The 26,999-nt window shown below is 68.7% G+C and carries 26 protein-coding genes and 1 rRNA gene; 23 read left to right on the top strand and 4 right to left on the bottom strand.

What is annotated here, in order from left to right; genetic code table 11:
• Positions 1 to 10: 10 nt before the first annotated feature.
• A complete protein-coding gene (locus K0817_RS11855) occupies positions 11 to 1,411 on the top strand; it encodes a pyridoxal-dependent decarboxylase (RefSeq protein WP_219981726.1) in 1,401 nt (466 codons plus the stop codon).
• Here the strand turns inward: K0817_RS11855 and K0817_RS11850 are convergent.
• Complete coding sequence (locus tag K0817_RS11850; RefSeq protein ID WP_219981725.1) at positions 1,404 to 1,823, bottom strand: DUF1844 domain-containing protein; 420 nt, start codon at positions 1,821 to 1,823, stop codon at positions 1,404 to 1,406. The two genes, K0817_RS11855 and K0817_RS11850, sit on opposite strands and share 8 nt — an antisense overlap.
• 198 nt (positions 1,824 to 2,021) lie before the next feature.
• On the opposite strand from K0817_RS11850, the gene infC reads away from it, so the two are divergent.
• The 18 genes from infC to argH all read left to right on the top strand — a co-directional run bounded on the left by infC (position 2,022) and on the right by argH (position 20,736).
• Positions 2,022 to 2,714 (top strand): translation initiation factor IF-3, encoded by a 693-nt coding sequence (infC, locus tag K0817_RS11845; RefSeq protein ID WP_374209547.1) that lies wholly within the window; start codon positions 2,022 to 2,024, stop codon positions 2,712 to 2,714.
• 72 nt (positions 2,715 to 2,786) lie between these two features.
• A complete protein-coding gene (gene rpmI, locus K0817_RS11840; protein WP_018172232.1) occupies positions 2,787 to 2,981 on the top strand; it encodes a 50S ribosomal protein L35 in 195 nt (64 codons plus the stop codon).
• 30 nt (positions 2,982 to 3,011) lie between these two features.
• Complete coding sequence (rplT, locus tag K0817_RS11835; protein WP_219981724.1) at positions 3,012 to 3,395, top strand: 50S ribosomal protein L20; 384 nt, start codon at positions 3,012 to 3,014, stop codon at positions 3,393 to 3,395.
• Between the two features lie 117 nt (positions 3,396 to 3,512).
• The gene (locus K0817_RS11830) at positions 3,513 to 4,313 is read left to right on the top strand and encodes an RNA methyltransferase (protein WP_219981723.1); all 801 of its coding nucleotides are present in this window, start codon (positions 3,513 to 3,515) and stop codon (positions 4,311 to 4,313) included.
• 86 nt (positions 4,314 to 4,399) lie between these two features.
• On the top strand, positions 4,400 to 5,197 hold the full coding sequence (locus K0817_RS11825; RefSeq protein ID WP_374209546.1) for an amino acid ABC transporter ATP-binding protein: 798 nt from the start codon (positions 4,400 to 4,402) through the stop codon (positions 5,195 to 5,197).
• A 78-nt stretch (positions 5,198 to 5,275) separates the two neighbouring features.
• On the top strand, positions 5,276 to 6,148 hold the full coding sequence (locus K0817_RS11820) for a glutamate ABC transporter substrate-binding protein (protein WP_219981722.1): 873 nt from the start codon (positions 5,276 to 5,278) through the stop codon (positions 6,146 to 6,148).
• A gap of 69 nt (positions 6,149 to 6,217) precedes the next feature.
• Positions 6,218 to 6,865 carry an amino acid ABC transporter permease gene (locus K0817_RS11815; protein WP_253735348.1) on the top strand — a complete coding sequence of 216 codons (648 nt, stop codon included), beginning with the start codon at positions 6,218 to 6,220 and terminating at the stop codon, positions 6,863 to 6,865.
• A complete protein-coding gene (locus K0817_RS11810) occupies positions 6,862 to 7,791 on the top strand; it encodes an amino acid ABC transporter permease (RefSeq protein WP_219981721.1) in 930 nt (309 codons plus the stop codon). Before K0817_RS11815 ends, K0817_RS11810 begins: the two co-directional genes overlap by 4 nt.
• Before the next feature lie 62 nt (positions 7,792 to 7,853).
• Complete coding sequence (pheS, locus tag K0817_RS11805) at positions 7,854 to 8,918, top strand: phenylalanine--tRNA ligase subunit alpha (protein ID WP_219981720.1); 1,065 nt, start codon at positions 7,854 to 7,856, stop codon at positions 8,916 to 8,918.
• Positions 8,918 to 11,434, top strand: a complete 2,517-nt coding sequence (gene pheT / locus K0817_RS11800) for a phenylalanine--tRNA ligase subunit beta (RefSeq protein WP_219981719.1) — start codon at positions 8,918 to 8,920, stop codon at positions 11,432 to 11,434. Before pheS ends, pheT begins: the two co-directional genes overlap by 1 nt.
• A 72-nt stretch (positions 11,435 to 11,506) precedes the next feature.
• Positions 11,507 to 12,487, top strand: a complete 981-nt coding sequence (locus K0817_RS11795) for an NAD-dependent epimerase/dehydratase family protein (protein ID WP_219981718.1) — start codon at positions 11,507 to 11,509, stop codon at positions 12,485 to 12,487.
• Between the two features lie 402 nt (positions 12,488 to 12,889).
• Entirely contained in the window at positions 12,890 to 13,972 is a 1,083-nt protein-coding gene (gene argC, locus K0817_RS11790) for an N-acetyl-gamma-glutamyl-phosphate reductase (protein WP_219981717.1), read from the top strand.
• Positions 13,969 to 15,126 (top strand): bifunctional glutamate N-acetyltransferase/amino-acid acetyltransferase ArgJ, encoded by a 1,158-nt coding sequence (gene argJ / locus K0817_RS11785; RefSeq protein ID WP_219981716.1) that lies wholly within the window; start codon positions 13,969 to 13,971, stop codon positions 15,124 to 15,126. The genes argC and argJ overlap by 4 nt, the downstream gene beginning before the upstream one ends.
• On the top strand, positions 15,123 to 16,022 hold the full coding sequence (gene argB / locus K0817_RS11780) for an acetylglutamate kinase (protein WP_219981715.1): 900 nt from the start codon (positions 15,123 to 15,125) through the stop codon (positions 16,020 to 16,022). The genes argJ and argB overlap by 4 nt, the downstream gene beginning before the upstream one ends.
• The gene (locus tag K0817_RS11775; protein WP_219981714.1) at positions 16,019 to 17,251 is read left to right on the top strand and encodes an acetylornithine transaminase; all 1,233 of its coding nucleotides are present in this window, start codon (positions 16,019 to 16,021) and stop codon (positions 17,249 to 17,251) included. The genes argB and K0817_RS11775 overlap by 4 nt, the downstream gene beginning before the upstream one ends.
• The gene (gene argF, locus K0817_RS11770) at positions 17,248 to 18,171 is read left to right on the top strand and encodes an ornithine carbamoyltransferase (protein WP_219981713.1); all 924 of its coding nucleotides are present in this window, start codon (positions 17,248 to 17,250) and stop codon (positions 18,169 to 18,171) included. Before K0817_RS11775 ends, argF begins: the two co-directional genes overlap by 4 nt.
• A 3-nt stretch (positions 18,172 to 18,174) precedes the next feature.
• On the top strand, positions 18,175 to 19,296 hold the full coding sequence (locus K0817_RS11765) for a heparan-alpha-glucosaminide N-acetyltransferase domain-containing protein (RefSeq protein WP_219981712.1): 1,122 nt from the start codon (positions 18,175 to 18,177) through the stop codon (positions 19,294 to 19,296).
• A gap of 9 nt (positions 19,297 to 19,305) precedes the next feature.
• Positions 19,306 to 20,736 (top strand): argininosuccinate lyase, encoded by a 1,431-nt coding sequence (gene argH / locus K0817_RS11760; RefSeq protein ID WP_219981711.1) that lies wholly within the window; start codon positions 19,306 to 19,308, stop codon positions 20,734 to 20,736.
• A gap of 98 nt (positions 20,737 to 20,834) precedes the next feature.
• Here argH and K0817_RS11755 read toward each other — a convergent pair whose 3' ends face one another.
• The 3 genes from K0817_RS11755 to K0817_RS11745 form a co-directional block, all read right to left on the bottom strand.
• Positions 20,835 to 21,425: a hypothetical protein gene (locus tag K0817_RS11755; protein WP_219981710.1), complete on the bottom strand. Its 591-nt coding sequence runs from the start codon at positions 21,423 to 21,425 to the stop codon at positions 20,835 to 20,837.
• Positions 21,426 to 21,548: 123 nt separating this feature from the next.
• Positions 21,549 to 22,151, bottom strand: coding sequence for a DNA-binding protein (locus K0817_RS11750; protein WP_219981709.1), 603 nt, complete (start codon positions 22,149 to 22,151; stop codon positions 21,549 to 21,551).
• A gap of 110 nt (positions 22,152 to 22,261) precedes the next feature.
• Complete coding sequence (locus tag K0817_RS11745; protein ID WP_219981708.1) at positions 22,262 to 22,663, bottom strand: MerR family transcriptional regulator; 402 nt, start codon at positions 22,661 to 22,663, stop codon at positions 22,262 to 22,264.
• A 54-nt stretch (positions 22,664 to 22,717) separates the two neighbouring features.
• Between K0817_RS11745 and K0817_RS11740 the strand changes: the two genes are divergently transcribed.
• The 4 genes from K0817_RS11740 to K0817_RS11725 all read left to right on the top strand — a co-directional run.
• Entirely contained in the window at positions 22,718 to 23,665 is a 948-nt protein-coding gene (locus K0817_RS11740; protein WP_219981707.1) for an aldo/keto reductase, read from the top strand.
• 67 nt (positions 23,666 to 23,732) lie between these two features.
• Complete coding sequence (gene tyrS, locus K0817_RS11735) at positions 23,733 to 25,058, top strand: tyrosine--tRNA ligase (protein WP_219981706.1); 1,326 nt, start codon at positions 23,733 to 23,735, stop codon at positions 25,056 to 25,058.
• 23 nt (positions 25,059 to 25,081) lie between these two features.
• Positions 25,082 to 25,927 (top strand): DUF4184 family protein, encoded by an 846-nt coding sequence (locus K0817_RS11730; RefSeq protein ID WP_219981705.1) that lies wholly within the window; start codon positions 25,082 to 25,084, stop codon positions 25,925 to 25,927.
• Positions 25,928 to 26,629: 702 nt separating this feature from the next.
• Positions 26,630 to 26,999, top strand: a 16S ribosomal RNA gene (locus K0817_RS11725); the annotation flags it as partial.

The raw sequence follows: 26,999 nt of genomic DNA, 5'->3' as shown, positions 1-26,999 counted from the left end.
AGGTGGCTCGATGGGCGATGGCACGCACGACGATAGGCAAGAGCAGTACCGGCGGACTCTCGAGGTCGCCCATGACCGCGCGCTGGGCTGGCTGGAATCCCTCGACGAGCGACCCATCCGGCCCGAGATCGACGTCGACGGCGTCCTCGATCGGCTGGATCACCCGCTCGGCGACGAGGGGACGGATGCCGAAAGCGTCCTTCGGGAGCTCGCCGACGCGTGCGAACCGGGGCTCATGGCCATGGGGTCGCCGCGCTTCTACGGGTTCGTCATCGGCGGCGCGTATCCCGCAGCCCTCGGCGCGGACTGGCTCGTCTCGGCCTGGGACCAGAACACCGGATCGCGCCAGACCACACCGGCCACCGCGGCCGTCGAAGAGGTCGCCGCCCGGTGGCTGCTGGACCTGCTGGGTCTTCCGCAAGACAGCGGCGTGGGCTTCGCGACGGGAGCGACGAGCGCGAACCTTTCGTGCCTGGTGGTCGCGCGCGACGCGGTGCTCCGTCGGCGCGGTCACGATCCCGCCGACGGGCTGACGCGTTCGGGCGGCATCCGCTTCCTCGCCGGTGGCGCGGTGCACACCTCTGTCGTGCTCGCCGGCCGGATCGCCGGTCTCGGCGCACCGCGCACCGTCGGGGCGGACGGCCAGGGGCGCATCGACGTGGCAGGGCTGGCGCGAGCTCTCGCCGACGACGAGGCCCCGACCGTGGTCGCCCTGCAGGCCGGTGACGTCCACTCCGGCGCGTTCGACGAGTTCGCAACCGCCATCGAGGTGGCCCGTGCGGCGGACGCGTGGGTGCATGTGGACGGCGCGTTCGGCCTGTGGGCCGCCGCCAGTCCGAATCTTCGTCACCTGGTCACCGGGGTGGAGTTCGCCGATTCGTGGGCGACCGACGCGCACAAGACCCTCAATGTGCCATACGACTGCGGCATCGCGATCGTGCGCGACGAGGCCGCCATGACCGCATCCCTCGGCGCGCACGCCGCGTACCTGCCAGAGATGGCGAGCATCGCGGATCCCTACGACCGCGTCCCCGAACTCTCGCGCCGTGCGCGGGGAGTCCCGGTGTGGGCGGCGCTGCGATCGCTGGGACGCGACGGAGTGGCCGGGCTGATCGAGGGGCTCGCGCAAGCGGCATCCGCACTCGCCGCCGGCTTCCGCGAGATTCCCGGTCTGGAGGTTCTCAACGACGTGGTGTTCACGCAAGTCTGTCTCGCCTCCGGCGATGACCGCGCGACGGCCGCGCTGGGGGAGTGGCTGCGTCAGGAGGGGACGGTGTGGGCGTCCTCGTCGACGTGGCGCGGTCGCACCGTCGTCCGCTTCGCCGTGAGCAATTTCCGCACCGACGGCGATGCCGTGCGACGCACGGTCGACGCGGTGGCCCGGGGCGCCGCCGCCGTCGGGATCAGTTGACCGGGCCGGTCCACTTCTCGCCGGGACCCTTGCCGATCGGGTCGGGGATGACGGATGCCTCGCGGAATGCCAGCTGCACCGACCGGAGGCCGTCGCGCAGTGAACGGGCGTGCATGTCGCTGATCTCGGGGGCCCCCGCGGTGATGAGGCCGGCCAGCGCGTTGATGAGCTTGCGCGCCTCGTCGAGATCGGTCTGCGTCGCGGGATCGTCTGCGAGCCCGACCTTCACGGCCGCCGCGCTGAGCAGGTGCACCGCGGTGGTGGTGATCACCTCGACGGCGGGGACGTCCGCGATGTCGCGCGACGCGGATGCCGCGGCCCGGTCGCGCTCTTCCCAGCGAGCCTGGCGCTCGGCATCCGCCTGCTCCGCCTCTCCGCTCGCCTGGCCGTCCTGGTCTCGAATCGTGTCCACGCCGTACTCTCTGCTAAACTTCTCTGGTCTCCGGTGCGTCATGCGCCGGATCGGAAAGTGGATCACATCCCACCCGCGCTCGCCGTTCCAGGCTACCGGGTCATGCACTCCGCCCCGACCGCCTGCGGCCGGGGTAGTCGCCTGAGGATCGGGCGGGAACCAGGGTGCCAGAAGTCGGGTCTCGAAGCGTCCTGACGGGTGGAGTGGATCTTCCTCCGCCCGCGACGCAATCCGTGTCGCGGTGTCATCACCCGCACGAAGGAGTTCCGCATCAGCGATCCCCGCACCAACGACCGCATCCGGGTGCCCGAGGTACGCCTCGTCGGCCCCAACGGAGAGCAGGTCGGCGTCGTCCGCATCGAGGTGGCGCTGCGCCTGGCTCAGGAAGCCGACCTCGATCTCGTCGAGGTGGCCCCGAACTCGAAGCCCCCCGTGGTCAAGATCATGGACTACGGCAAGTTCAAGTACGAGGCTGCGCAGAAGGCCAAGGAAGCGCGTCGCAATCAGGCGAACACCGTCCTCAAGGAGGTCCGGTTCCGTCTGAAGATCGAAGCCCACGATTACATCACCAAGCTCAAGCGCGCCGAAGGCTTCCTGCAGTCGGGCGACAAGGTCAAGGCGATGATCCTGTTCCGCGGTCGCGAGCAGTCGCGTCCCGAGCAGGGCGTGCGCCTTCTCCGCAAGTTCGCCGAGGACGTCGCAGAGTTCGGCACCGTCGAATCGAATCCGACGATTGACGGCCGCAACATGGTGATGGTCGTCGCACCGCACAAGAACAAGTCCGAGGTGAAGACCGAGCAGAACGCGCAGCGTGCCGCCAACAAGGAGGCAGCTCGCTCGGCGCGCACCGGCGCATCGGCCGACGAGGCCGAATCGGCCCCGGCCGAGTAGCGCCCCCACAGACTCCCGCACTGCGGGATCCGACTCCCGCCCGCGCGGGAAGTGAAACGAAGGAATGAACAGATGCCGAAGCAGAAGACCCACTCGGGCGCCAAGAAGCGCTTCAAGGTCACGGGCAGCGGAAAGCTCATGAAGCAGCAGGCGAACCTTCGCCACAACTTCGAGGGCAAGTCGTCGCGCCGCACCCGCCGCCTCTCCCAGGAGCAGGTCCTCGCCCCGGGCGACGCCAAGGTCGCCAAGAAGCTCCTCGGTCGCTGAGCGCCCGACGCACGATAGGAATCACACGAAATGGCTAGAGTCAAGCGGGCCGTCAACGCCCACAAGAAGCGTCGCGTCATCCTCGAGCGCGCCTCCGGTTACCGGGGTCAGCGTTCGCGTCTGTACCGCAAGGCGAAGGAGCAGGTCACCCACTCGCTCGTCTACGCGTACCGCGACCGCCGCAAGCGCAAGGGCGACTTCCGTCGTCTGTGGATCCAGCGCATCAACGCCGCTGCCCGCCAGAACGGCATCACGTACAACCGCTTCATCCAGGGTCTCGGCCTCGCCGGTGTGCAGGTCGACCGTCGCATGCTGGCCGAGCTCGCGGTGAACGAGCCCGCCACGTTCACGTCGCTGGTGCAGACGGCGAAGAAGGCACTGCCCGAGAACGTCAACGCTCCCAAGAGCGCCTGATACAGGCATCCGTCATCGAAAGGGCGCCCTCCACACGGAGGGCGCCCTTTCGTGTGTCGGTCATTGAGCGAGCGAAGCGAGACGAAACGCGGATGCGGCCGCCCTAGACTGAGTGCCGTGCTCGAGAACCCTCGCTCTCCGCGCGTTCGCGCCGTCGCGAAGCTGACCAAGCGCAGCGCCCGTCAGGAGACGGGGCTGTTCCTTCTCGAAGGTCCGCAGGCCGCACGTGAGGCGCTGGCCTACCGTCCCGACACCCTCGTCGAGTTGTTCGCGACGCCCAGCGCTCTCGAGAAGCACACCGATGTGAGGGAAGCGGCGAAGGATGCCGGCATCGAAGTCGTCTTCACGACCGAGGCGGTGCTCGATTCGATGGCCGACACCGTCACTCCGCAGGGCATCGTCGCCGTCGCGCGGCAGTCGCCCACGTCGGTGCGCGACGTCTTCGCGGCCTCGCCCCGGCTCGTCGCGATCTGCGAGGAAGTGCGAGATCCGGGCAACCTCGGCACCATCATCAGGGCGGCGGATGCCGCGGGCGCCGACGCCGTCGTGCTCACCGGGCGCACCGTCGACCCCTACAACCCCAAGGTCGTGCGCGCCACGACCGGGTCGCTGTTCCACCTGCCGATCGCGGTCGGTGTGGAGCTTGCGACGGCCGTCGAGCGGGCACATGCCGCCGGTGTGCGCGTGATCGCGGCCGACGTCGGGGGAGGCGACTTCCTCGCGTCGCGCTCCATCCTCGCCGAGCCGACGGCGTGGGTTTTCGGGAACGAGGCCCGGGGACTCGACGACGAGGCGCTCGCGATGGCCGACCTGTCGCTGCGGCTGCCCATCTTCGGCGCCGCCGAGTCGCTCAATCTCGCGACCGCGGCGAGCGTCTGCCTGTACGAGACGGCCTTCGCGCAGCGCGCGGCCGGGTGACGCGCTGCATTCCGGTGCTGTTACAGATCGGTAAAGGGTCGCGCGCCCGGTGGCCCCGGGTGAGACCGCGCCCCTAGGGTGAAGGCATGGTGACACCTGAAGCCCCGGCGCCGGCGCCGCGGACCTCGAACATCTCGGTGCGGCGCGGCGAACCACTGGTCGTCATCGACCACGTCGACAAGCACTTCGGCGACCTCCACGTGTTGAAAGACATCAACACCGTGGTCAATCGCGGCGAGGTGGTCGTCGTCATCGGTCCTTCCGGCTCCGGTAAGTCGACGCTGTGCCGCGCTATCAACCGGCTGGAGACCATCGACTCGGGCACCATCTCGATCGATGGTGCGAAGCTCCCCGAAGAAGGAAAGGCGCTCGCGCACCTGCGCGCCGATGTCGGCATGGTGTTCCAGTCCTTCAACCTCTTCGCCCACAAGACGGTGCTCGAGAACGTCACCCTCGGACCGATCAAGGTGCGCGGCATGAAGAAGAAGGATGCCGATGAGAAGGCGATGCAGCTGCTCGACCGCGTCGGCGTCGCCAATCAGGCAAAGAAGATGCCGAACCAGCTCTCGGGCGGTCAGCAGCAGCGCGTCGCGATCGCGCGCTCGCTGGCGATGGATCCCAAGCTGATCCTGATGGACGAGCCGACGAGCGCGCTCGACCCCGAGATGATCAACGAGGTGCTCGACGTCATGATCGGCCTCGCCGCCGATGGCATGACGATGATCGTGGTCACGCACGAGATGGGCTTCGCGCGCAAAGCCGCCGACCGCGTGCTGTTCATGGCCGACGGCGCGATCGTCGAAGAGGCCACGCCCGAGCAGTTCTTCACGAACCCGCAGAGCGAGAGGGCTCAGGACTTCCTGTCCAAGATCCTCGAGCACTGAACCGTTTCGGCCGCCTCCCAGTGGCCGGAAACCGAGAGGACCGTCACGAACGGTCCGCCACAGCAAAGGACGAAGACAATGAAGCGAATGCGACTTCCGTTGATCGCGCTGGCCGCAGCCGGCGCGCTCGCGCTGTCGGCGTGCGCCACCGGCGGCACGCCGGGCGGCGAGGAGACGACGGGCCCCGAGCCCGAAGAGGTGACCTTCGAAGAGGGCACCACCATGGCCGAGCTCAACGAAGCGGGATCCATCACGATCGGCACGAAGTTCGACCAGCCGCTGTTCGGCCTGATGGGTCCGTCGGGCGTGCCGGAGGGTTTCGACGTCGAGATCGGCAAGATCATCGCGTCCGAACTCGGCATCGCCGAAGAAGACATCGAGTGGAAAGAGGCGGTCTCGGCCAACCGCGAGCCGTTCATCGAGAACGGCGAGGTCGACCTCGTCATCGCCACCTACACGATCAACGACAAGCGCAAGGAGGTCGTCTCCTTCGCCGGTCCGTACTACATGGCGGGCCAGTCGATCCTCGTGCTCGCCGACAACGAGGACATCCAGAGCGAGGAAGACCTCGTCGGGCAGCCCGTCTGCTCGGTGACCGGCTCCACCCCCGCGGCCAAGCTCGCCGAGATCGGTGCCGAGCCGGTTCTCACCGACACCTACTCGAACTGCCTCGAGCCGCTGCGCAGCGGCGCCGTCGTCGCCGTCTCGACCGACAACGTCATCCTCGCGGGTCTCGCCGCGCAGACCGAGGGCGAGTTCAAGGTCGTGGGCGAGCCGTTCACGGACGAGCCGTACGGCATCGGGCTGGCACTGGACGACACCGACTTCCGCATGTGGATCAACGACGTGCTGGAAGAGTCCTACGAGGACGGCCGCTACGAAGAAGCGTGGAATTCGACGGCCGGCACGGTGCTGCCCTACGTCGAGCCCCCGGCACCCGACCGCTACTGAAGTGACTGATCGCCCCGGGTCCGGTGACAGCCGGATCCGGGGCATCTCGTGAGAATGGGAGGAGGCCCGGTGGAGCAGTATCTATCGCTCTGGCCGACGTTCCTGGAGGGATTCCGGGTGACGCTGCTGCTGCTCGCCGTGTCGGGCGTGCTGGCTCTCTTGCTCGGGACGCTCATCGCAGCCATGCGGATCTCGCCGGTCGGCGCCCTCCGCACGTTCGCGGCGTTCTGGACCGAGATCGCGCGCAACACGCCACTGACGCTGGTCTTCATCTTCACGACGTTCGTGATGCCGATGCTCGGCGTCCGCATGCCCTTCATCCTTCTCGCGTTCATTGCGCTGTCGTACTACACCGCGCCCTTCGTCGCCGAGGCGCTGAGATCCGGCATCAACGGCGTGCCCGTCGGACAAGCCGAAGCGGCGCGGTCGATCGGGCTCGCTTTCGGACAGACGGTCTCGCTGGTCGTGCTGCCGCAGGCTTTCCGGATGACCATTCCGCCGCTCATCAACGTGTTCATCGCGCTGACCAAGAACACCTCGGTCGCCGGCGGATTCTTCGTCCTCGAGCTGTTCGGCGTCACCCGCCAGCTCGCCAACGACAACGGGAACATGGTGATGCCGATCCTTCTGACCGCTGCCGCCCTCTATCTCGTCATCACCATTCCGCTCGGGCTGATAGCCGGGGCGCTCGAGAGGAAGTTCGTGGTGAAGCGATGACCGGCGCGAGCGTGCTGTTCGACGCCCCCGGCCCGCGGGCGCGAAGGCTATCGCTGACCGTCTCGATCGTCTCGGGTGTGCTGATCCTCGCCGGCCTAACCTGGGTGATCCTGACCCTCGCAGCTCCGCGCGATTCGGGTGGGATCACCCTGCCCGGCATGTTCGATCCGAGCCGGTGGAACATCTTCGCCGATCCCGAGGTCTGGGGTGCGCTCGGTCGCGGCGTCGTGGCCACGCTCCAGGCGGCCGCCGTCGCCGCAGTCGGCGCCATCGCACTCGGGATCGTGTTGTCCCTGCTTCGGAGCTCGCTCATCGCGTGGATTCGCGTGCCCACGGCGTGGGTGCTGGAGTTCCTCCGCGGCATGCCCGTGCTGCTGATGATGCTGTTCATCCTGCTCGTCGCGTCGACCGGCGCGTTCTGGGCTGTGGTGATCGCGCTGGTGCTCTACAACGGCGCCCTCATCGGCGAGATCCTCCGCGCCGGACTCGCCTCACTCCCTCGCGGCCAGCATGAGGCGGCGCTGTCGGTCGGAATGCGCGAGTTCCAGTCGAAGATGCTCGTGGAGTTTCCGCAGGCGTTCCGCCAGATGCTGCCGATCATCGTCGCCCAGCTCGTCGTGCTGCTCAAGGACACGTCGCTCGGTTTCATCGTCGCGTACAACGAGATCGTCCGGACGATGATCAACAACCTCGGGTCGTTCTACGGCAATCGATACCTGTTCTCGCTCTTCCTCGTCACCCTCTTGGTCTATCTCGCGATCAACCTGACGCTGTCGTGGTTCGCGCGCTGGCTCGCGCGACGGACGGCGAGCGGCGGAAAGGCGGAGCGTCGGAGGAAGGGCGACCAGTTCGATCCCGACCAGGCGCTGCTCGTCGCGGAAGCGAATGCTGCGGCACGTCGGTCGGAGTCGCAAGCGCCTCGCTAAGCAGATCGTCGGCGTATGCTCGCGGCCGGAGCGGCCGCGCGCCGTCGGTAGACTCGTCTCTCGTGTCCGACGCTCCTGAACCGCGCCCATCGACTTCGGCCGAGATCACGCCCGAGGCGGTGACCGCCGCCGTCGATGAGGCCCTCGCCGCCATTGCCGCTGCCGACGACACCGCGGCACTCAAGGCCGCACGCTCCGCTCACGCCGGGGAGGGGTCGCCGCTGGCGAAGCTCAACTCCCGCCTGCGCGAGGTCCCGAACGAGAAGAAGGCCGAGTTCGGCAAGCTCGTCGGCCAGGCCCGTGCCCGCGTGAACCAGGCGTTCGCCGCTCGGGAGGACGACCTGACCGCGGCCGAGACAGCCGCCCGACTCGAGGCGGAGCGCGTCGACGTCACAGCGTTGGCCACCCGCGCCCGCGTGGGGGCGCGGCATCCGATCTCCCTCCTTCAAGAGCAGATCGGCGACATCTTCGTCGGCATGGGGTGGGAGATCGCCGAGGGACCCGAGCTCGAGCATGAGTGGTTCAACTTCGACGCCCTGAACTTCGACGTCGACCACCCCGCGCGACAGATGCAGGACACGTTCTTCGTGGACCCCGTCGAGCGCCACCTCGTGATGCGCACGCACACCAGCCCCGTGCAGGTGCGCTCGATGCTCGAGCGCGATCTGCCGCTGTACGTGCTGTGCCCGGGCAGGGTCTACCGCACCGACGAGTTCGATGCGACGCATCTGCCGGTCTTCACGCAGTTCGAAGGCATCGTCGTCGACAAGGGCATCACGATGGCCCATCTCAAGGGCACGCTCGACCATGCCGCCAAGGTGCTGTTCGGCGCCGAGGCCAAGACGCGGTTCCGCGCCAACTTCTTCCCCTTCACCGAACCGTCCGCCGAGCTCGATCTGTGGCACCCGACCTTCAAGGGCGGCGCGCGCTGGATCGAGTGGGGCGGCTGCGGCATGATCAACCCGAACGTGCTGCGCGCGGCGGGAATCGATCCGGAGGAGTACTCGGGTTTCGCATTCGGCATGGGCATCGAGCGCACGCTCATGTTCCGCAGCGATGTGAAGGACATGCGCGACATGGCCGAGGGTGATGTCCGCTTCAGCGAGCAGTTCGGAATGGTGGTCTGATGCGCGTCCCGCTCTCATGGTTGCGTGAGTACGTCGACGTTCCCGCCGAAGCGACGCCCGAGGATGTCCTCGCGGCGCTCGTGCGCGTGGGCTTCGAAGAAGAGGACGTGCACCGGTTCGAACTGCAGGGTCCGATCGTCGTCGGCGAAGTGATCGAGTTCGTCGAGGAGCCGCAGTCCAACGGCAAGACGATCCGCTGGTGCCAGGTCGACGTCGGTGAGGCGCACGGGGGAGTGCGCGGCATCGTATGCGGCGCACGCAACTTCTTCGTCGGCGACAAGGTGCCGGTGACCCTTCCCGGGGCCGTGCTTCCGGGCCCCTTCCCGATCGCTGCTCGCAAGACCTACGGGCATGTCTCCGACGGCATGATCGCGTCGGCCCGCGAAGTCGGCCTCGGCGAGGAGCACGACGGCATCCTCCGCATGGTCGAGCTCGGCATCGACGCACCGGTCGGCGCAGACGCGATCGCGCTGCTCGGCCTGGACGATGCGGCGGTCGAGATCAACGTCACGCCCGACCGCGGATACGCGCTGTCGATTCGCGGCGTGGCGCGCGAGTATTCCCACTCGACGGGCGCGGCATTTCGTGATCCCGCCGACCGACCGTGGGACGAGGTCGCGCCCGGATCGGGATTCCCCATCTCGATCGACGACCAGGCTCCGATCCGCGGGCGGGCGGGTGCCTCGGAATTCGTCGCCCGCGTCGTTCGCGGCGTCGACCCGACCAAGCCGACCCCGGCATGGATGATCGCGCGCCTGACGCTGGCGGGCATCCGCCCGCTCGGCATCCTGATCGACATCACCAACTACGTGATGCTCGAGCTCGGCCAGCCGATCCACGGGTACGACCTCGACAAGCTGCAGGGGGGCATCATCGTCCGCCGCGCGCAACCGGGCGAGAAGCTCGAGACGCTCGACGGCAAGGAACGTCGGCTCGACCCCGAGGACCTGCTCATCACCGACGACTCCGGCCCGATCGGCTTGGCCGGCGTCATGGGCGGCGGCACCACCGAGATGAGCGGAACCACCCGCAACGTGCTGATCGAGGCGGCGACTTTCGACACCGTATCGATCGCGCGCACCGCGCGCCGGCACAAGCTGCCGTCCGAGGCATCCCGCCGCTTCGAGCGCGGGGTCGACCCGCTCGTGCCGTTCGTCGCCGCTCGCCGCGTCGCCGACCTCATGGTCGAGTACGCCGGCGGGACCAGCGACGACGAGTTCGGCGGCGCGGTCTTCGCCGAGGTCTTCGTCGCGGGGATCGAGCTGCCGCCGCTGTTCGTGCCGCACCTGATCGGGGTCGACTACACCGCCGGCGAGATCGAGAGCGCGCTGCGCCTCATCGGCTGCGAGGTCGTCGAAGCCGAAGACGACGCCGCCGGCTGGCACGTCATCCCGCCGTCGTGGCGCCCGGACCTGACCGACAAGTGGACGCTCGCCGAGGAGGTCGCCCGCATCGAGGGCTACGACCGCATCCCGTCGGTGCTGCCGCTTCCGCCGTCGGGCCGTGGGCTGACGGCCGCCCAGCAGGGGCGTCGCCGTGTCGCGAACGCACTGGCTGCCGCCGGCTACGTCGAGACACCCTCGTTCGGGTTCACCACCGAGGAGCAGAACGACCTCCACGGTTCGCCCTCGGGTGCCCACCTGCCGAGCATCAAGCTGGCCAACCCGCTCGACGGCCAGGCGCCTTTCCTGCGCCGCTCGCTGATCCCCGGGCTGCTGCAGGTGGCCCACCGCAACGTGTCGCGCGGTTTCACCGACCTCGCCCTCTTCGAGACGGGCACGGTGTTCCTGCCGAAGCCCGGTGTGGCGTACGGCACGCCGCACGTGCCGCCGCTGGCGGTGAGGCCGGATGCCGCGACCCTGGCCGAGCTCGACGCCTCCATCCCGCCGCAGCATCGCCACGTCGCGGTGCTGCTGGCAGGCAACCTGGTGACCAAACAGCCGGGGATCGCGCCCGTCGCCGCCGAGCTCTCGGACGCCCTCGACGCGGTGCGCACGATCGCGGGCGCAGCAGGCGTCATGATCGAGGTGGCACAGGGGCAGCGCGCCGCGCTGCACCCGGGCAGAACCGGCGTGCTGTCGGTCGGCGGTACCGAGGTCGGCTACATCGGAGAGCTGCTGCCGGCTGTCGCCGAGGCCTCCGATCTTCCCGGTCGCGTGGTCGTCGCCGAAGTCGACCTCGACCTCGTGCTCTCGCTGGCGAGTGAGAAGGTCGTCGCGGCGTCGCTGTCGGGCTTCCCGGCCGCCACGCAGGACGTCTCGCTCGTGGTGCCGGCCGACGTGCCGGCCTCGGACGTGCGGTCGGCGCTCGCGGACGGCGCTGGCGAGCTGCTCGAGTCGTTGCGACTCGTCGACGACTACCGCGGTCAGGGCGTGCCCGAAGGCGCGAAGAGCCTGACGTTCGCGCTGCGCTTCCGCGCGTCCGACCGCACACTCACCGCGGCGGAGGCGACCGAGGCGAAGCTCGGGGGCGTGGCCGTCGCGACCGAGCGCTTCGGGGCCACGCTCCGCGAGTAGCTCGCGGGTTGGCGACTTCCGCCGAGGGCGGATCCGGATGGCAGCCGCTCTCGCGTCTGATTGGCTGAAGGCATGACTGATGTCTTGGTGCTGGGTGGCACCGGCTGGGTGAGCGGGCGCATCGCCGAGCGGTGGGCAGATGCAGGGGCATCCGTCACGTGCCTCGCCCGCGGCGGACGACCCGCTCCGTACGGGACCACGCTCGTGGTCGGCGACCGCGACGAGGCCGGCGCGTACGACGGTGTCACGGGGCGCGAGTGGGACGAGGTCGTCGACATCTCCTCGAACCCCGTTCACGTGGCCGAGGCGATCGAGGCGCTCGAGGGCCGCGCAAAGCACTGGACGTACATCTCGACCGTGTCGGTGTACGCCGCGAACGACCAGCCCGGCGCCGACGAATCGGCCACGGTGCTGACACCTGCCGGCCCTGGCGAAGACGAGGACTACGGCCGCGCGAAGGCGAAGGCCGAGGCATCCGTCCACTCCGCTCTCGGGCGGCGCGCGGCGATCGTGCGTCCGGGACTCATCGTCGGGCCGGGGGACCCGACCGACCGCTTCGGGTACTGGGTCGGACGCTTCGCGCTCGCCGCGGACGGCGACGTGCTCGTACCGGATGCCGCCGACCGGGGCGCGCAGGTGATCGACGTCGACGACCTCGCGGACTTCGCGCAAGCCCTCGGCAGGGAGCGGTGGACCGGCGTGGCCAACGCCGTCGGCGATCCAGTGCCGCTCGACGCACTGCTCGGCGAGGCGCAGAGAGTCGCCGTTCATGCGGGTGCGACCGTCGCCGCCCCGGACGAGTGGCTCGGAGATCACGCGGTGGCCCACTGGTCCGGCCCGCGGTCGCTTCCGCTGTGGCTGCCACGTGACATGCGCGGTTTCTGGACCCGCTCCAACGCCGTGTACCGGCTTCTCGGCGGACGGCTTCGTCCCCTCGCCGAGACGCTGCGGCGCACGCTCGAGGACGAACGGGTGCGCGGACTCGACCGAGACCGACAGGCCGGACTGTCGCGTCCGGACGAGCTCGCCCTCCTCGCAGACCTGCGAGCCTGAGGCGGCGACCGAACGCGGCCCGCGACGTCGACAGGGCGGTGCCCACGACGACAGGGCGGTGCCCACGACGTCGACAACGCACGGTCTCGCCGAAGACGCATGTGGTCGACGCCGACAGGGTGCTGTCTCGGCGACGACGCACGGTCTCGACGGCATCGGGCGTCGCGTCGGCACGGGCGATTTGGCAACGCTCCACGACAGGCGCTATCGTCGGCCCATGCCTTCGGCTGCCCAGGTCCTCGCAGCGCTCGTTCCGAGCGCCGCACCTGCGCGCCGACGCCGCCTTCCCCAGCACCTGGGCGAGCGCCGAATCTAGGCGACCCTGCACGCCGTCCATCTTGGACGTCTGCGAGCGGGCGTCGCCGTCTCCGGCCCCCGCACCCAGACTCTAAGGTGGAATCCATGACATATTCGGTCGCCGTATCCGGCGCATCCGGCTATGCGGGCGGCGAGATCCTGCGGATCCTCGCCGCGCATCCCGACGTCGAGATCCGCACCGTCACCGCACACTCCAACGCGGGACAGCCGCTCATCCAGCACCAGCCGCACCTGCGGTCGCTGGCGCACCTCACCCTGCAAGACACGACGCCCGAGGTCCTCGCGGGCCACGACATCGTCTTCCTTGCTCTGCCTCACGGGCAGTCGGGGCAGTACACCGATGCGCTCGGCGACACGCCGCTCGTCATCGACGCCGGCGCCGACCACCGACTCGAATCGGTGGCCGACTGGGACCGGTTCTACGGCGGCGCCTTCCACGAGCCATGGGTGTACGGGGTTCCCGAGCTCCCGGTCGCGGGTGCGAAGCAGCGCGAGCGGCTGGTCGGCGCGAAACGCATTGCGGCGCCCGGCTGCAACGCCTCGACGGTGAGCCTCAGCCTCGCGCCCGGCGTCGCCGCGGGCGTGATCGATCCTGGCGACATCGTCACGGTGCTGGCGGTCGGCCCCTCGGGTGCCGGCAAGAGCCTCAAGACGAACCTGCTTGCCAGTGAGATCCTCGGCAGCGCCAATCCCTATGCCGTCGGCGGCACCCATCGGCACATCCCCGAGATCCGGCAGGCGCTCGTCGCGGCCCGCACTTCGGGGGAGGCAGCGACGGTGTCGACGGATGCCCCGGATCGCGGCATCCGGATCTCGTTCACTCCCGTCTTGGTGCCGATGAGCCGCGGCATCCTCGCGACCTCCTCGGCGCCGATCGCGCCGGGCGTCTCTGACGACCAGATCCGGGACGCATGGGAGGCGGCGTACGGCGACGAGACGTTCGTGCAGCTGCTGCCGGCGGGCCAGTTCCCGCGCACCGCCGACGTGCTGGGCGCCAATACAGCTCTCATGGGGCTGGCGATCGACCGTGCGGCCAATCGCATCGTCGTGGTGACCGCGGTCGACAACCTCACCAAGGGCACCGCCGGCGCCGCCGTGCAGTCCATGAACATCGCGCTGGGCCTTGCTGAAGGCACCGCGCTGTCTGTGAACGGAGTTGCCCCGTGAGCGTCACCGCGCCCCAGGGTTTCGAAGCCGCCGGTGTGGCGGCAGGCCTCAAGTCGACCGGCAAGTCCGACGTCGCCGTCGTCGTCAACCGCGGCCCGCTGAAAGTCGGGGCCGCCGTCTTCACGAGCAACCGCGCGAAGGCGAACCCCATCATCTGGTCGGAGCAGGCCATACAGGATGGCGTCGTCGAGGCGATCGTGCTCAACTCCGGCGGTGCGAACTGCTTCACCGGGTCGTTCGGCTTCCAGACCACGCACCAGACCGCCGAGCGAGCGGCTGAGCTGCTCGGGGTCAGCGCCGGCGACGTGCTGGTCTGCTCCACCGGCCTCATCGGCACGGGCGACGAAGAGTTCCGGGCCAAGGTGCTCGCCGGCACCGAGCAGGGCATCGCCGAGCTGTCCGCGGACGGTGGGGAAGCGGCATCCCTCGCCATCATGACGACGGACTCGCGACCCAAGCGCGCGGTGCATACCCAAGACGGCTGGACGATCGGTGGCATGGCGAAAGGCGCCGGGATGCTGGCGCCAGGGCTTGCGACCATGCTCGTGGTGATCACGACCGACGCCGTGCTCACCGCCGAGGAGGCCGACGCCCACCTGCGTCACGCCACCCGGCTGAGCTTCGACCGGCTCGACTCGGACGGCTGCATGTCGACGAACGACCAGGTCACGCTCATGGCCAGCGGCGCCTCCGGCATCACGCCCGACCCCGACAGCTTCCGTGAGGCGCTCGCCGAGATCTGCACCATCCTCGCGGAGCAGCTCCAGGGCGACGCAGAGGGCGCGAGCCACGACATCACGATCTTCGTGCAGAACGCCGCGTCCGAAGACGACGCCCTCGAGGTGGGTCGCTCCGTCGCGCGCAACAACCTCTTCAAGGCCGCGATCTTCGGCAACGACCCCAACTGGGGCCGCGTGCTCGCTGCGATCGGAACGACGCAGGCCGCCTTCGACCCGTACGACGTCGACGTGTGGATGAACGGCGTGCGCGTGTGCGCGGCCGGTGGCCCCGATCGGCCGCGGGAAGAGGTCGACCTGACTCCTCGTGCGACCGCGGTGATGATCGATCTCAAGGTCGGCTCCGCGTCCGCCCGGATCCTCACCAACGACCTCACGCACGACTACGTCCACGAGAACAGCGCGTACTCCTCATGACAGACCTGCAAGACACCGATCCCGGCGAGGCCAGCGCCCGCGCGGTCACGCTCATCGAGTCGCTGCCGTGGCTCAAGCGCTTTCGCGAGCAGATCGTGGTCGTGAAGTACGGCGGCAACGCGATGGTCTCTGAAGAGCTTCAGGATGCTTTCGCCGCCGACATCGCCTACCTCCGCTACGTCGGGGTCAAGCCCGTCGTCGTGCACGGCGGTGGCCCGCAGATCTCGTCGATGCTCGATCGGCTCGAGATCCCGAGCGAGTTCAAGGGCGGCTACCGCGTGACCTCGACCGAGGCGATCTCTGTGGTCCGCATGGTGCTGACCGGCCAGATCAACCCGCAGCTCGTGTCGAAGATCAACGCTCACGGCCCGGTGGCCACGGGACTCAGCGGTGAGGACGCGGGCCTGTTCGGCGGTCGCCGCCGCGGCGTCGTCATCGAGGGCGTCGAGCACGACCTCGGACGCGTGGGCGATGTCGTCGAGGTCGACCCGCAGCCGGTGCTGGACCAGATCGCGGCCGGCCGGATTCCGGTCGTGTCGAGCATCGCGCCCGACCTCGACCACCCCGGGCACTCGTTGAACGTGAATGCGGACGCCGCAGCATCCGCCCTCGCAGTGGCGCTGGGCGCGGCCAAGCTCGTCGTGCTCACCGATGTCGCGGGCCTGTATGCCGACTGGCCGAACCGCGACTCGCTCGTGTCGCACCTGACCTCGACGGAGCTGCGCGCGATGCTGCCGCGGCTGGAGTCGGGCATGATCCCGAAGATGTCGGCGTGCCTTGAAGCCGTCGAGGGCGGCGTCGAGACCGCGGCGATCATCGACGGGCGGGTGCCTCATTCGGTGCTCGTGGAGATCTTCACCAGCAAGGGAATCGGAACAGAGGTGGTGCTCGGATGACGTGGCAGGATGACGCGGGGCGAGACCTCGTACGCAGCTTCGGTGAACGGATGGCGCTGTTCGTGCGAGGTGAGGGCTCGTACCTGTGGGACGCCGACGGCAGGCGATACCTCGACTTCCTCGCGGGGATCGCGGTCGACTCGCTCGGCCACGCCCACCCGGCGTTCGTCGAGGCGATCTCGACGCAGGCGGCGACACTCGCGCACGTGTCCAACTACTTCGCCACGCCGCCGCAGCTGGCGCTTGCCGCGACTCTCAAGCGACTCGCCGGTACGGGCGAGTCCGGTCGGGTGTATTTCGGCAACTCCGGCGCCGAGGCCAACGAAGCCGCCTTCAAGCTCGCCCGCCTGCATGGCGCCAAGAGTCGTGAAGCCGGCGCGGATCGGCCCCGCATCCTCGCTCTCAAAGACGCGTTCCATGGTCGCACCATGGGCACGCTCGCCCTCACCGGCAAGCCGTGGATGCAGGAACCCTTCCTCCCCATGACACCGGGCGTCGAGTTCATCGATTCCACCGTCGAGGCGCTGGAGGCTGCGATCGACGATCGCGTCGCGGCACTGTTCGTCGAACCCGTGAAGGGCGAGGCCGGGGTGGTCGATCTGCCCGAGGGTTACCTCGAGGCGGCGCGCGAGATCACCGAACGCCACGGCGCGCTGCTGGTCATCGACGAGATCCAGACCGGCGCGGGCCGCACCGGCGAATGGTTCGCGTTCCAGCACGCCGGCATCACCCCCGACGCGATCACCGTCGCCAAGGGGATCGGCGGCGGCTTCCCCATCGGCGCGCTCATCACCTTCGGCGAGGCGAGCGAGCTGTTCTATCCCGGAACCCACGGGTCGACGTTCGGCGGAAATGCCCTCGGCACGGCCGTCGCGGAGGCTGTTCTCGGCGAGATCGAGCGGGCCGATCTGGTCCGGAATGCCGCTGAGCGAGGCGAGCAGCTGCGCGCGGCGATCCTCGGCATCGACTCGGAACTCATCGGCGGATGCCGCGGCCGGGGCCTGCTGGTGGGTGTGGCGCTGCGGCACCCGGTCGCCAAGGCCGTCGTCTCGGCCGCACAGGAGCACGGTCTGGTGATCAACGCGCCCAACGACGAGACGATCCGGTTGGTGCCGCCCCTGACCATCGGCGATATCGAGATCGACGAGTTCATCGCGCTGTTCACCGCGGCCGTGCGCACCGTCGAGGACGCCCTGCTCCTGGAAGCCCCGACGGAGGTGCGCGCATGACCCGCCATCTGCTGCGCGACGACGACCTGAGCCAGTCCGAACAGGACGAGATCCTCGACCTCGCGGTCGCCCTGAAGAAGGATCGCTGGAAGCTGAAGCCCCTCGAGGGGCCGCAGACCGTCGCGGTCATCTTCGACAAGTCGTCCACCCGCACGCGCGTGTCGTTCGCCGTGGGCATCGCCGACCTGGGCGGCACGCCGCTGATCATCTCGACCGCCAACAGCCAGCTCGGCGGCAAGGAGACGCCCGCGGACACCGCCCGCGTTCTCGAGCGCCAGGTTGCCGCGATCGTGTGGCGCACGTACGCCCAGGCAGGACTGGAGCAGATGGCCGAGGGGACGCGGGTCCCGGTGATCAATGCCCTCAGCGACGACTTCCACCCGTGCCAGCTGCTGGCCGACCTCCTCACGATCAAGGAGCACAAGGGAGACCTGGCCGGTCTCACGCTGGCGTTCTTCGGCGACGGAAAGTCGAACATGGCGCATTCGTACGTCCTCGCGTGTGTCACGGCGGGCATGCACGTGCGTGTCGCGTCGCCCGAGACGTACGCGCCGCGCGACGACGTCATCTCCGACGCGGATCGCCGCGCCGAGCAGACCGGCGGCTCCGTCACCCTCTACACCGATCCGAACGAGGCTGCGGCCGGTGCGGACGTGGTCGTCACCGACACCTGGGTGTCGATGGGCAAAGAGGAGGAGAAGCTCGAGCGGCTGCGCGATCTCGGCGGGTACAAGGTGACGCGGGATCTGATGAGGCTTGCCAAGGACGACGCGATCTTCATCCACTGCCTTCCCGCAGACCGCGGATACGAAGTGGAAGCCGAGGTCATCGACGGCCCGCAGAGCGTCGTGTGGGACGAGGCCGAGAACCGGCTGCATGCCCAGAAGGCACTGCTGGTCTGGCTGCTGCGCCAGGACTGACGCATGTCCCGCGGGTACCTCGCCACACGCTGGGACCGGCTGAACGCGCCGCCGCGCATTCTCGGCGTCGACCTGGCGCGCGGGCTGGCGGTGCTCGGGATGTTCGCCGCGCATCTGCTGTGGATCCGGACGCCGGTCGACCTGGCCGAGCCGGCGTCGTGGCTGGCGATCGTGCAGGGACGCTCGTCGATCCTCTTCGCCGTGCTCGCCGGCGTGTCGGTCGGGCTCGTGACCGGGGGCCGCACGCCTTTGTCAGGCCAGGACGCGACGACGGCACGACTGCGGCTGGTGGTGCGCGCGCTCGTGCTCTGGCTGCTCGGCATCGTGCTCATCCTCACCGGCGTGCCGGTCTACGTGATCCTCCCCGCCTATGCCTTTCTCTTCCTCCTCTCGGTGCCGCTGACCGGACTGACCGCACGCCCGTTGATGATCCTTGCTGCGGCCCTCGCCCTGGTCATGCCCTTCGTGCAGGTCGTGCTGGACGCGCTTCCTGTCTGGGGCATGGAGGGCGGCTACGACCTGTCGCTCGCGATCGGGTGGCACTACCCGTTCACGACGTGGATCGCGTTCGTCGCGGCCGGCCTGGGTGCCGCGCGCGCCGGCGTCACGCGGCGTCGCGTGCAATGGTGGCTGCTGGGCGCCGGGAGTGCACTCGCGGCCGTGGGGTATGGAGCGGATGCCGCCGCCGGCGTGGACGAACAGGCCGAGCTCCTGTCCTACCTCGGTGCGGTGTGGACCGCCCGGCCGCATTCGAGCGGACTGCTCGAGGTGATCGGCTCAGGCGGCTTCGCACTGGCCGTTCTCGGCGCGAGCCTGCTGGTGTGCCGCAGCGTCATCCGGTGGGCGGTGCTCCCGCTCCGCGCGGTCGGCGCCATGCCGCTGACCGCATACACACTGCAGCTGGTCGTGTGGGCGATCGTCGCATCCGCGGTGCTGGGCGACACCGGCGACCTGCAGGGGTTCCGCGACCTCGAGCCGTTCTGGCCGCTGACCATGGGGACGATCGTGTTCTGCACCGCGTGGGCGCTGCTGGTGGGCCGCGGGCCGCTCGAAGCGGCCGTCGACCGCGTTGCGCGGTGGACAGTGCGGGGCGCCCCGGCGCGAGCTGGCGCCACCCGTCGCTAGGCTGGACCGGTGAGCGAATCCAAGGCCGACGGCACCAACGAGGGCGCACTGTGGGGAGCCCGTTTCGCCACGGGGCCCTCACCCGAACTCGCCGAGCTCAGCCGCTCGACGCATTTCGACTGGGATCTCGCGCTCTACGACATCGCCGGGTCGCACGCGCACGCGAAGGCGCTCGCCGCGGCGGGGTATCTCACCGCCGACGAGGAGCGGGCGATGCACGAGGGTCTCGACACCCTCTCGCACGGGATCGGCGACGGCACGCTGCGGCCGCGGGAGTCGGACGAAGACGTTCACGGCGCGTTGGAGCAGGCGCTCATCGAGGTCGTCGGCGCTGAGCTCGGGGGCAAGCTGCGCGCCGGTCGCAGCCGCAATGACCAGATCGCCACGCTCGTGCGGATGTACCTTCTCGACCACTCGCGCACGATCGCGCGCGACATTCTGCGCGTCGTGGACGCCCTGGTTGCGCAGGCCGAGGCCCACCCGGAAGCGATCATGCCGGGGCGCACGCACCTGCAGCACGCGCAGCCGGTTCTGCTGGCGCACCACCTCCAAGCCCACGCATGGCCTCTCGTTCGCGACCTTGAGCGACTTCGGGACTGGTCCGCGCGCGCGGCGGTATCGCCCTACGGGGGCGGTGCGCTCGCCGGTTCCACGCTCGGACTCGATCCGCAGCTCGTCGCCCGCGAACTGGGCCTTGACCGTCCCGCCGAGAACTCGCTCGACGGCACCTCCGCACGTGATGTGGTGGCGGAGTTCGCGTTCATCACTGCGATGATCGGCATCGACGTATCGCGGTTCGCCGAAGAGATCATCCTCTGGAACACGCGCGAGTTCGGCTTCGTCACGCTCGACGACGGGTACTCGACAGGCTCGAGCATCATGCCGCAGAAGAAGAATCCCGATATCGCAGAGCTCGCCCGCGGCAAGGCCGGGCGCCTCATCGGCAACCTCACCGGCCTGCTTGCGACGCTGAAGGCCCTGCCGCTGGCGTACAACCGCGACCTGCAGGAAGACAAGGAGCCGGTGTTCGATTCGGTGCGCACGCTCGAGACGGTCCTGCCGGCGTTCGCCGGGATGATCGCGACGCTGCGATTCGACACCGGTCGCATGGCGGCGCTCGCGCCACAGGGCTTCTCACTCGCGACGGACGTCGCCGAGTGGCTCGTCAAGCGAGGCGTGCCCTTCCGCGATGCCCACGAGATCTCGGGCCGTCTGGTGCGGGTATGCGAAGACAACGGCATCGAGCTGCACGAGGTCACCGATGAGCAGCTGGCGGGAGTCTCGGCGGATCTGACGCCCGACGTCCGTACAGTGCTGAGCGCCGCGGGCTCGGTGGCCAGCCGTGACGGAATCGGCGGCACAGCGCCGGTGCGGGTCGGCGAGCAGCGCGTCGAGCTCGTCGGGCGCGTCCAGTCGGCCGCGCACGCTCTGGGAATCTGAGTCGTACGGCCACGGGACCGGCGGCCCGCCTGGGCGGCTCCCGGGAGAGCGCGCTTGTCAGCCGCGGTTCGTGGGCGGGCGTTCCTCCGCGGCGCGGCTCACCAGATGGCCAGGCGCACCAGCGCGGCCACGGCGCATGCCCAGACGAGGCTCGCAAGCGTGCCGATGATGAACCTCTCCCTGGCCTCCGCGGCCGCGAGCTCTGAGAACCGCCCGATGCCCTTGAGCGCCACGACCACGGCAATCGACTCGGGAAATCCTGCGATCAATCCCAGCGCGACAGCGATTCGCTCGAGGTAGCCGATGGTCGTGCCGCCGCGCAGCACTTCTCGCACTGCGCCCTCGGCCCCGCCGGCGATCGAGGGAGCTCGCAGCAGGATGCCCCCGTTGTCGCCCTCGGGAACCCGGCCGTGTGTCGCGATCTCGAGCACGCGTCGCGTGACCGGATTGCCGCCGAGCACGGCCAGGGCGGTGCCGAGCAACGCGATGCCGAGCGCGACGAACAGCGGCACGTTCAGTGGAGACACCGCCACGACGAGCACGCACAGCACCACGAGCACTCCGGCGATGATGAGCGGGACGTCGGTGGGCTTGCGCAGGCTCACGAGCACGAGCACGAGTGCACCGCACAGCGCGAGGGACAGGAAGATCGAGAGCGCGGCGGTCAGCACGACGTCGGGGGAGACCATGGCGCTCAGTCTGACACGGGCCGTCGACGTCGCCCGGCTGCGGCATCCGGTTCCTGTCAACCCATCGTCCGCCCCCGGATCGAGCGTCCGTCGCCTGGCCGCGGGGGATCTCAGGCGTCCGCCTCAGGCTGGCTCGGTGACCTGCCGGTCCAAGCGCTCGAGCACGCGTTCGAGGGCCGGCACCGCCGCCTCCTCCGCGCGCAGGGCGGCAGCCTTGGCGCGCAGGCTCACTGCGCCCTCCGAGATGCCCAGCCGCGACGCGGATTCCTTCTGGGTGAGGCCCTCTGCCAGCAGGTCGTGGACCTCCCAGCCTTCGGGGGTGCGACGATCGCGCAGTTCGACCAGGAGGCGCACCAGAGCCTCGGCGTCGGCGCCGTTCTGCGGCCCGGTGATCGCCATACGCGTCGTTGCCTTCTTGGCGCGGTCAACGGCGTCGCGCGCGTTCAGAAAGGCTTCGCCACGGGCGGCCCGTACGGTCGGGGGGAGTGGCGTTTCGACCGCGCCGACGCCGACGCCGACGCTCCACGCTTGCGAGCGGGTCAGATCGAGCACGATGGCCAGCACGGTGGTCGCATCGGCGACGGCGACCTGCAGTTCATCGCCGGCGGTCCGCTCGGGTGCGAGGACGAGTCGCGCATCGCCATGACGGCTGACGCTCGCAAGGGCGTCGGGCACGAGATCGGCATTGGCGCGACTGTCGCGTTGGTCCGCGGTGATCACGTACATCAGCGTTTCCTTTAGTCTGAAAGTTAAAGCGCTTCCTGGTTAAGCTTACACGCTTCACTTAAGATAGGTTTTGGGGCTAAAGAGAGCGCATGTTTAGTTGCCAAGCATCATCACGCCGGCAACGTCTGAGGGCCCCCCGCCTCGCTGCCACGGCGCTCCAGCTCGCCCCGATACCACTCGAGCTTCCCGTCGAGCTTCGCCTGCTGGGCGAGCAGGTCGTTGAGCTCGCGGCGCACAGCCGCCGCATGCTCCTCGAGCAGCGCGATGCGATCCGGGATCGTGCGATCGTCCCTGCAGAGCTCGCCGTATCGACGCAGCCGCTCGATCGGCATCCCGGTCTCACGCAGGCATTTCAGAAAACCCAGCGTTCCGAGATCGGCATCGGAGAACGCTCGATGGCCTCCAGCTGTGCGTGCCACCGGCGGAAGGATGCCCTCCCGCTCGTAGTACCGGAGGGTGTCGAGAGAAAAGCCGGAGATCGCCGCCGCCTCGGCCGGGGTGTATGTCGCCATGTCTTCAACCATAGAGCTTGACCTGGAGCGAACTCCAGGTTGCACAGTGAGTTCATGACCACTTCGACACTCCCCACATCCCCGCTCGTCCTCGGCGCCATGATGTTCGGCACCACGATCGACGAAGACACCTCGTATGCCCTGCTCGATCGATTCGTGGAGCGGGGCGGCGTGTGGATCGACACCGCCGACTGCTACAGCTTCTGGGCGAGCGAGACAGGCCAGGGCGGCGACAGCGAACGGGTGATCGGACGCTGGCTGGCTGCCCGTCCCGGTGTGCGCGACCGTGTGCGCATCGCCACGAAGCTCGGTGCGGAACCCCTATGGGCCGGCTCATGGCCCGCCTACCGAGCCGGGCTGTCGCGGCGCGCAGTCCTCGAAGCGTTCGCAGGAAGCCTCGAGCGGCTCGGACTCGAATCCGTCGATCTGCTCTGGGTGCACCAGGAGGATCGCACGACGCCGATCGAAGAGACCGTCGAGGCGCTGGCCGAGCTCACCGGCGCCGGGCGGGCGACCCGAGTCGGGGCATCCAACCATCCCGCATGGCGCGTGGAGCGCGCTCGGACCCATGCGCGACACCTCGGTGCCATCCCGATCGACGCCCTCCAGCTGAATGCCACTTACCTCACCCCGCGACCGGGTACCAACCCGACCAACCATCCGTTCGGAGTGCTGAGCGCCGAGCAGCGCGACTACGCGCAGACCCACGGCCTGGAAGTCTGGGCCTACACGCCCCTGCTCTCGGGCGCGTACGACAACCCCGAAAAGCAGATCGCGGAGATCTACGACCACCCCGGCACATCTCGTCGTCTCGCGGAGCTGAATGCCGTGGCCGGCGAGCTGGGCGCCACCCGCGGTCAGACGGTGCTCGCATGGCATGTCGCCCACGGCGTGCGGCCGATGCTGGGTGGCAGCAAGCTGCCCCAGCTCGATGCCGCGATGGACGCCGTCCGGCTCAGCCTGACGGCAGAGCAGCTGGCGCGTCTGGACGAGCCGGCGTGACGAGCGGATGCCGCAGCCCCGCCGTCGGCGCCGGGCTGCGGCATCCGTCGCTGATAGCCTGAACCGCGTGTCTGAAACCGTCGTGAGCGCGCAGGATCCATCACTGCGCGCGCTGGCGCCCGCCAACGACCCGACGTTCGAGAACGTCTGGGACGAACTGGTGTGGCGCGGGCTCGTGCATGTGTCCACCGATCAGGAAGCGCTGCGTGCGCTGCTCGGCGGGGACCCGATCACGTACTACTGCGGGTTCGACCCGACTGCACCGAGCCTGCATCTGGGCAACCTCGTGCAGTTGCTCACGATGCGCCGTCTGCAGCTCGCGGGGCACAAGCCCCTCGGGCTCGTCGGCGGCTCGACCGGACTCATCGGCGACCCACGACCTTCGGCGGAGCGCACGCTCAACACCAAGGAGACCGTGTCGGAGTGGGTGGGCTACCTGCGTTCCCAGGTCGAGCGCTTCCTGAGCTTCGAAGGCGACAACGCTGCGCGCATCGTCAACAACCTCGACTGGACCGCGCCACTGAGTGCGATCGACTTCCTCCGTGAGATCGGCAAGCACTACCGGGTCGGCACGATGCTCAAGAAGGACGCGGTCGCCGCGCGCCTCAACTCCGAGGCCGGCATCAGCTACACCGAGTTCAGCTACCAGATCCTGCAGGGACTGGACTACCTCGAGCTCTACCGCCAGTACGGCTGCGTCCTGCAGACCGGCGGCAGCGACCAGTGGGGAAATCTCACGAGCGGCGTCGATCTCATCCACTACGTCGAGCACGAATCGGTACACGCGATCGGCACACCGCTGATCACGAACAGCGACGGCACCAAGTTCGGCAAGAGCGAGGGCAACGCGATCTGGCTCGACCCGGCGATGTGCAGCCCGTACCGGATGTACCAGTTCTGGCTCAACACTGACGACGCCGACGTGATCACGCGGATGAAGATCTTCACGTTCCTCACTCGCGACGAGATCGAGGAGTACGAGCGTCTCGTCGCCGCAGAGCCGTTCCGGCGCGAGGCGCAGCGGCGGCTCGCGCGGGAGGTGACCACGTTCGTGCACGGAACGGATGCGGCGTCCGCCGTCATCGCGGCATCCGACGCGCTTTTCGGTCAGGGCGACCTCGCCACGCTCGACGAGGCGACGCTGCGTGAGGCGCTGGAGGAGCTCCCGAACGCATCCGTGCCGACGGGAACCCCCGTTGCGCGCGCGCTCGTCGACACCGGGCTGGTGTCCAGTCTCTCCGAGGCGCGTCGCGCGATCGCTCAGGGCGGTGTCTCGCTGGACGGCGACCGCGTCTCGGACGAGTCGGTCGAGGTGACCGGCAGCCTCCCCGGCGGGGTATCGGTGCTGCGGCGAGGCAAGAAGACCCTCGCCGGAGTCTTCGTCGAGGGCTGATCCCAGCCTGCCGAGAGGCGCGCATGCCGTTCACACCCAGCCACGCCGTCGTCGCGCTGCCGTTCGTGCGGACGCCGCTCGTCCCGGCGGCGATCGCGGTGGGCGCGATGACACCCGACCTGCCGCTGTTCGTGCGCGGTCTTCCGCTGCACTACGGGCGCTCTCACGCGTTCGAGTGGATACCCGTCACCGTGCTCGTGGCGCTGGTGCTGCTGCTCGTGTGGCGGTGCGTCCTGCGCCCAGCGGCCGGCGAGCTGGCGCCGGCGTGGCTGGCCAGGCGACTGCCCGAGGCATGGAACGGCGGCGCCGCGGCCGCACTCCGTGAGACGCTCGCGATCTCGCGCGCCGGTGCGGGGGACGGCTCCCGATGGCGGACGTCGTGGCGGGGGATGCTGATCCTCCTGCTCTCGCTCGTGATCGGCGTGGTGAGCCACATCGTGTGGGACCTCTTCACGCACGAGGGTCGATGGGGCGTGAGCGCCCTCCCCGTCCTCGAGGAGCGGTGGGGTCCACTCGCGGGCTACAAGTGGCTGCAGCACGGGTCGACGGCGCTCGGGCTCGCGGCCATCGGGCTGTTCTTCCTGCTGTGGCTGCTCGGTCGCCGGCCCGCGGCATCCATCACCCGTTCGGTGCCCTCGGCGGTGCGCTGGGCCTGGTGGCTGTCGCTGCCGCTCCTGCTGGTCGTCGCGTGGTCGTGGGGCCTGACGGTGATGGGGCCGCTCGACGCGGAATTCACGGTGGCGCATCTGGCATATCGGGTGCTGCCGTCGGCGTGCGCCGTGTGGGGCGTGCTCACCCTGGGCCTCTGCGTCTCGGTCCAGGTCGTGCTGCGGGGGCGCAGGGTCGCGCCCTCGAGCACGGAGCACTAGGCAGGCCGGCGTCAGCGACCGTGCGGCCCACGGGAGCCGGACGATAACGCTGCGACGAGGTCTGCGTCACCAATGCCGTCACGCACCTCCGGTTCGAGGAGCGAGTAAGCGGCGGATCCACCGCCGACCGGATGCCGGTCACGTCGAGGCATGCCGTCCGTGGCTCGATGTGGAGCTGGATCGTGTCGATCGACCGCTCCATGACGTGCGACACGCCCGGGGTGCGGCGCCGATTCGACCGATCAGCGCGCCTCACGTAGAGTTTTACTCGTTCGCCCCAAAGGGTAGAGCGGAGAGGCCAAGAGGCCCCGCCCCCTCAAGAGGAGAACCGATCCCCATCAGTGTCTCGCATTGAGCGAGACGGCCTCCGGGTCTATGATGGGGAGTCCCCTCCGGGAACCGCGGTCGCCGCCGCGCAGATGATTTAGGTCGTCTGCTCACGGTTTGACAGACGGACCGACTGGGGTAAGATAGTGAAGTTGCCCTTCTGGGCTGGTCATCGTTGTGGTGGTTGGTTTGGTTGGTGTGTCTGATCCTTGAGAACTCAACAGCGTGCACTTGTCAAATGCCAAATATCCTCGTCCAGGCTTTTGTCTGGTTGGGATTCCTTTGGATCAATTTAATGGATGTCAGTGACATTTGTTTTTGGTCAGTTTCGAACTCGCTGCATGATCATTTTTCTGGTTGTGTATGCATTTTTTCTTTATGGAGAGTTTGATCCTGGCTCAGGATGAACGCTGGCGGCGTGCTTAACACATGCAAGTCGAACGATGAAGCCTAGCTTGCTGGGTGGATTAGTGGCGAACGGGTGAGTAACACGTGAGCAACCTGCCCCTGACTCTGGGATAAGCGCTGGAAACGGCGTCTAATACTGGATATGAGCCTTCCACGCATGTGGGGGGTTGGAAAGATTTTTTGGTTGGGGATGGGCTCGCGGCCTATCAGCTTGTTGGTGAGGTAATGGCTCACCAAGGCGTCGACGGGTAGCCGGCCTGAGAGGGTGACCGGCCACACTGGGACTGAGACACGGCCCAGACTCCTACGGGAGGCAGCAGTGGGGAATATTGCACAA

This window comes from Microbacterium sp. HD4P20, from assembly GCF_019449275.2.
GTDB lineage: Bacteria > Actinomycetota > Actinomycetes > Actinomycetales > Microbacteriaceae > Microbacterium.
Note: the sequence above shows the minus strand (reverse complement) of the source record. Positions and strands in the feature narration are given on the sequence as shown.

Bases quoted from the DNA above. Each gene is read 5' to 3' on its own strand.
- K0817_RS11730 (WP_219981705.1), top strand. From the start codon at position 25,082: ATGCCGTTCACACCCAGCCACGCCGTCGTCGCGCTGCCGTTCGTGCGG.
- K0817_RS11745 (WP_219981708.1), bottom strand. From the start codon at position 22,663: ATGGCGACATACACCCCGGCCGAGGCGGCGGCGATCTCCGGCTTTTCT.
- K0817_RS11740 (WP_219981707.1), top strand. From the start codon at position 22,718: ATGACCACTTCGACACTCCCCACATCCCCGCTCGTCCTCGGCGCCATG.
- K0817_RS11855 (WP_219981726.1), top strand. From the start codon at position 11: ATGGGCGATGGCACGCACGACGATAGGCAAGAGCAGTACCGGCGGACT.
- K0817_RS11810 (WP_219981721.1), top strand. From the start codon at position 6,862: ATGACCGGCGCGAGCGTGCTGTTCGACGCCCCCGGCCCGCGGGCGCGA.
- K0817_RS11765 (WP_219981712.1), top strand. From the start codon at position 18,175: ATGTCCCGCGGGTACCTCGCCACACGCTGGGACCGGCTGAACGCGCCG.
- K0817_RS11755 (WP_219981710.1), bottom strand. From the start codon at position 21,425: ATGGTCTCCCCCGACGTCGTGCTGACCGCCGCGCTCTCGATCTTCCTG.
- argB (WP_219981715.1), top strand. From the start codon at position 15,123: ATGACAGACCTGCAAGACACCGATCCCGGCGAGGCCAGCGCCCGCGCG.
- argF (WP_219981713.1), top strand. From the start codon at position 17,248: ATGACCCGCCATCTGCTGCGCGACGACGACCTGAGCCAGTCCGAACAG.
- K0817_RS11775 (WP_219981714.1), top strand. From the start codon at position 16,019: ATGACGTGGCAGGATGACGCGGGGCGAGACCTCGTACGCAGCTTCGGT.
- rpmI (WP_018172232.1), top strand. From the start codon at position 2,787: ATGCCGAAGCAGAAGACCCACTCGGGCGCCAAGAAGCGCTTCAAGGTC.
- K0817_RS11825 (WP_374209546.1), top strand. From the start codon at position 4,400: ATGGTGACACCTGAAGCCCCGGCGCCGGCGCCGCGGACCTCGAACATC.
- K0817_RS11795 (WP_219981718.1), top strand. From the start codon at position 11,507: ATGACTGATGTCTTGGTGCTGGGTGGCACCGGCTGGGTGAGCGGGCGC.
- rplT (WP_219981724.1), top strand. From the start codon at position 3,012: ATGGCTAGAGTCAAGCGGGCCGTCAACGCCCACAAGAAGCGTCGCGTC.
- K0817_RS11750 (WP_219981709.1), bottom strand. From the start codon at position 22,151: ATGTACGTGATCACCGCGGACCAACGCGACAGTCGCGCCAATGCCGAT.
- K0817_RS11820 (WP_219981722.1), top strand. From the start codon at position 5,276: ATGAAGCGAATGCGACTTCCGTTGATCGCGCTGGCCGCAGCCGGCGCG.
- argC (WP_219981717.1), top strand. From the start codon at position 12,890: ATGACATATTCGGTCGCCGTATCCGGCGCATCCGGCTATGCGGGCGGC.
- pheT (WP_219981719.1), top strand. From the start codon at position 8,918: ATGCGCGTCCCGCTCTCATGGTTGCGTGAGTACGTCGACGTTCCCGCC.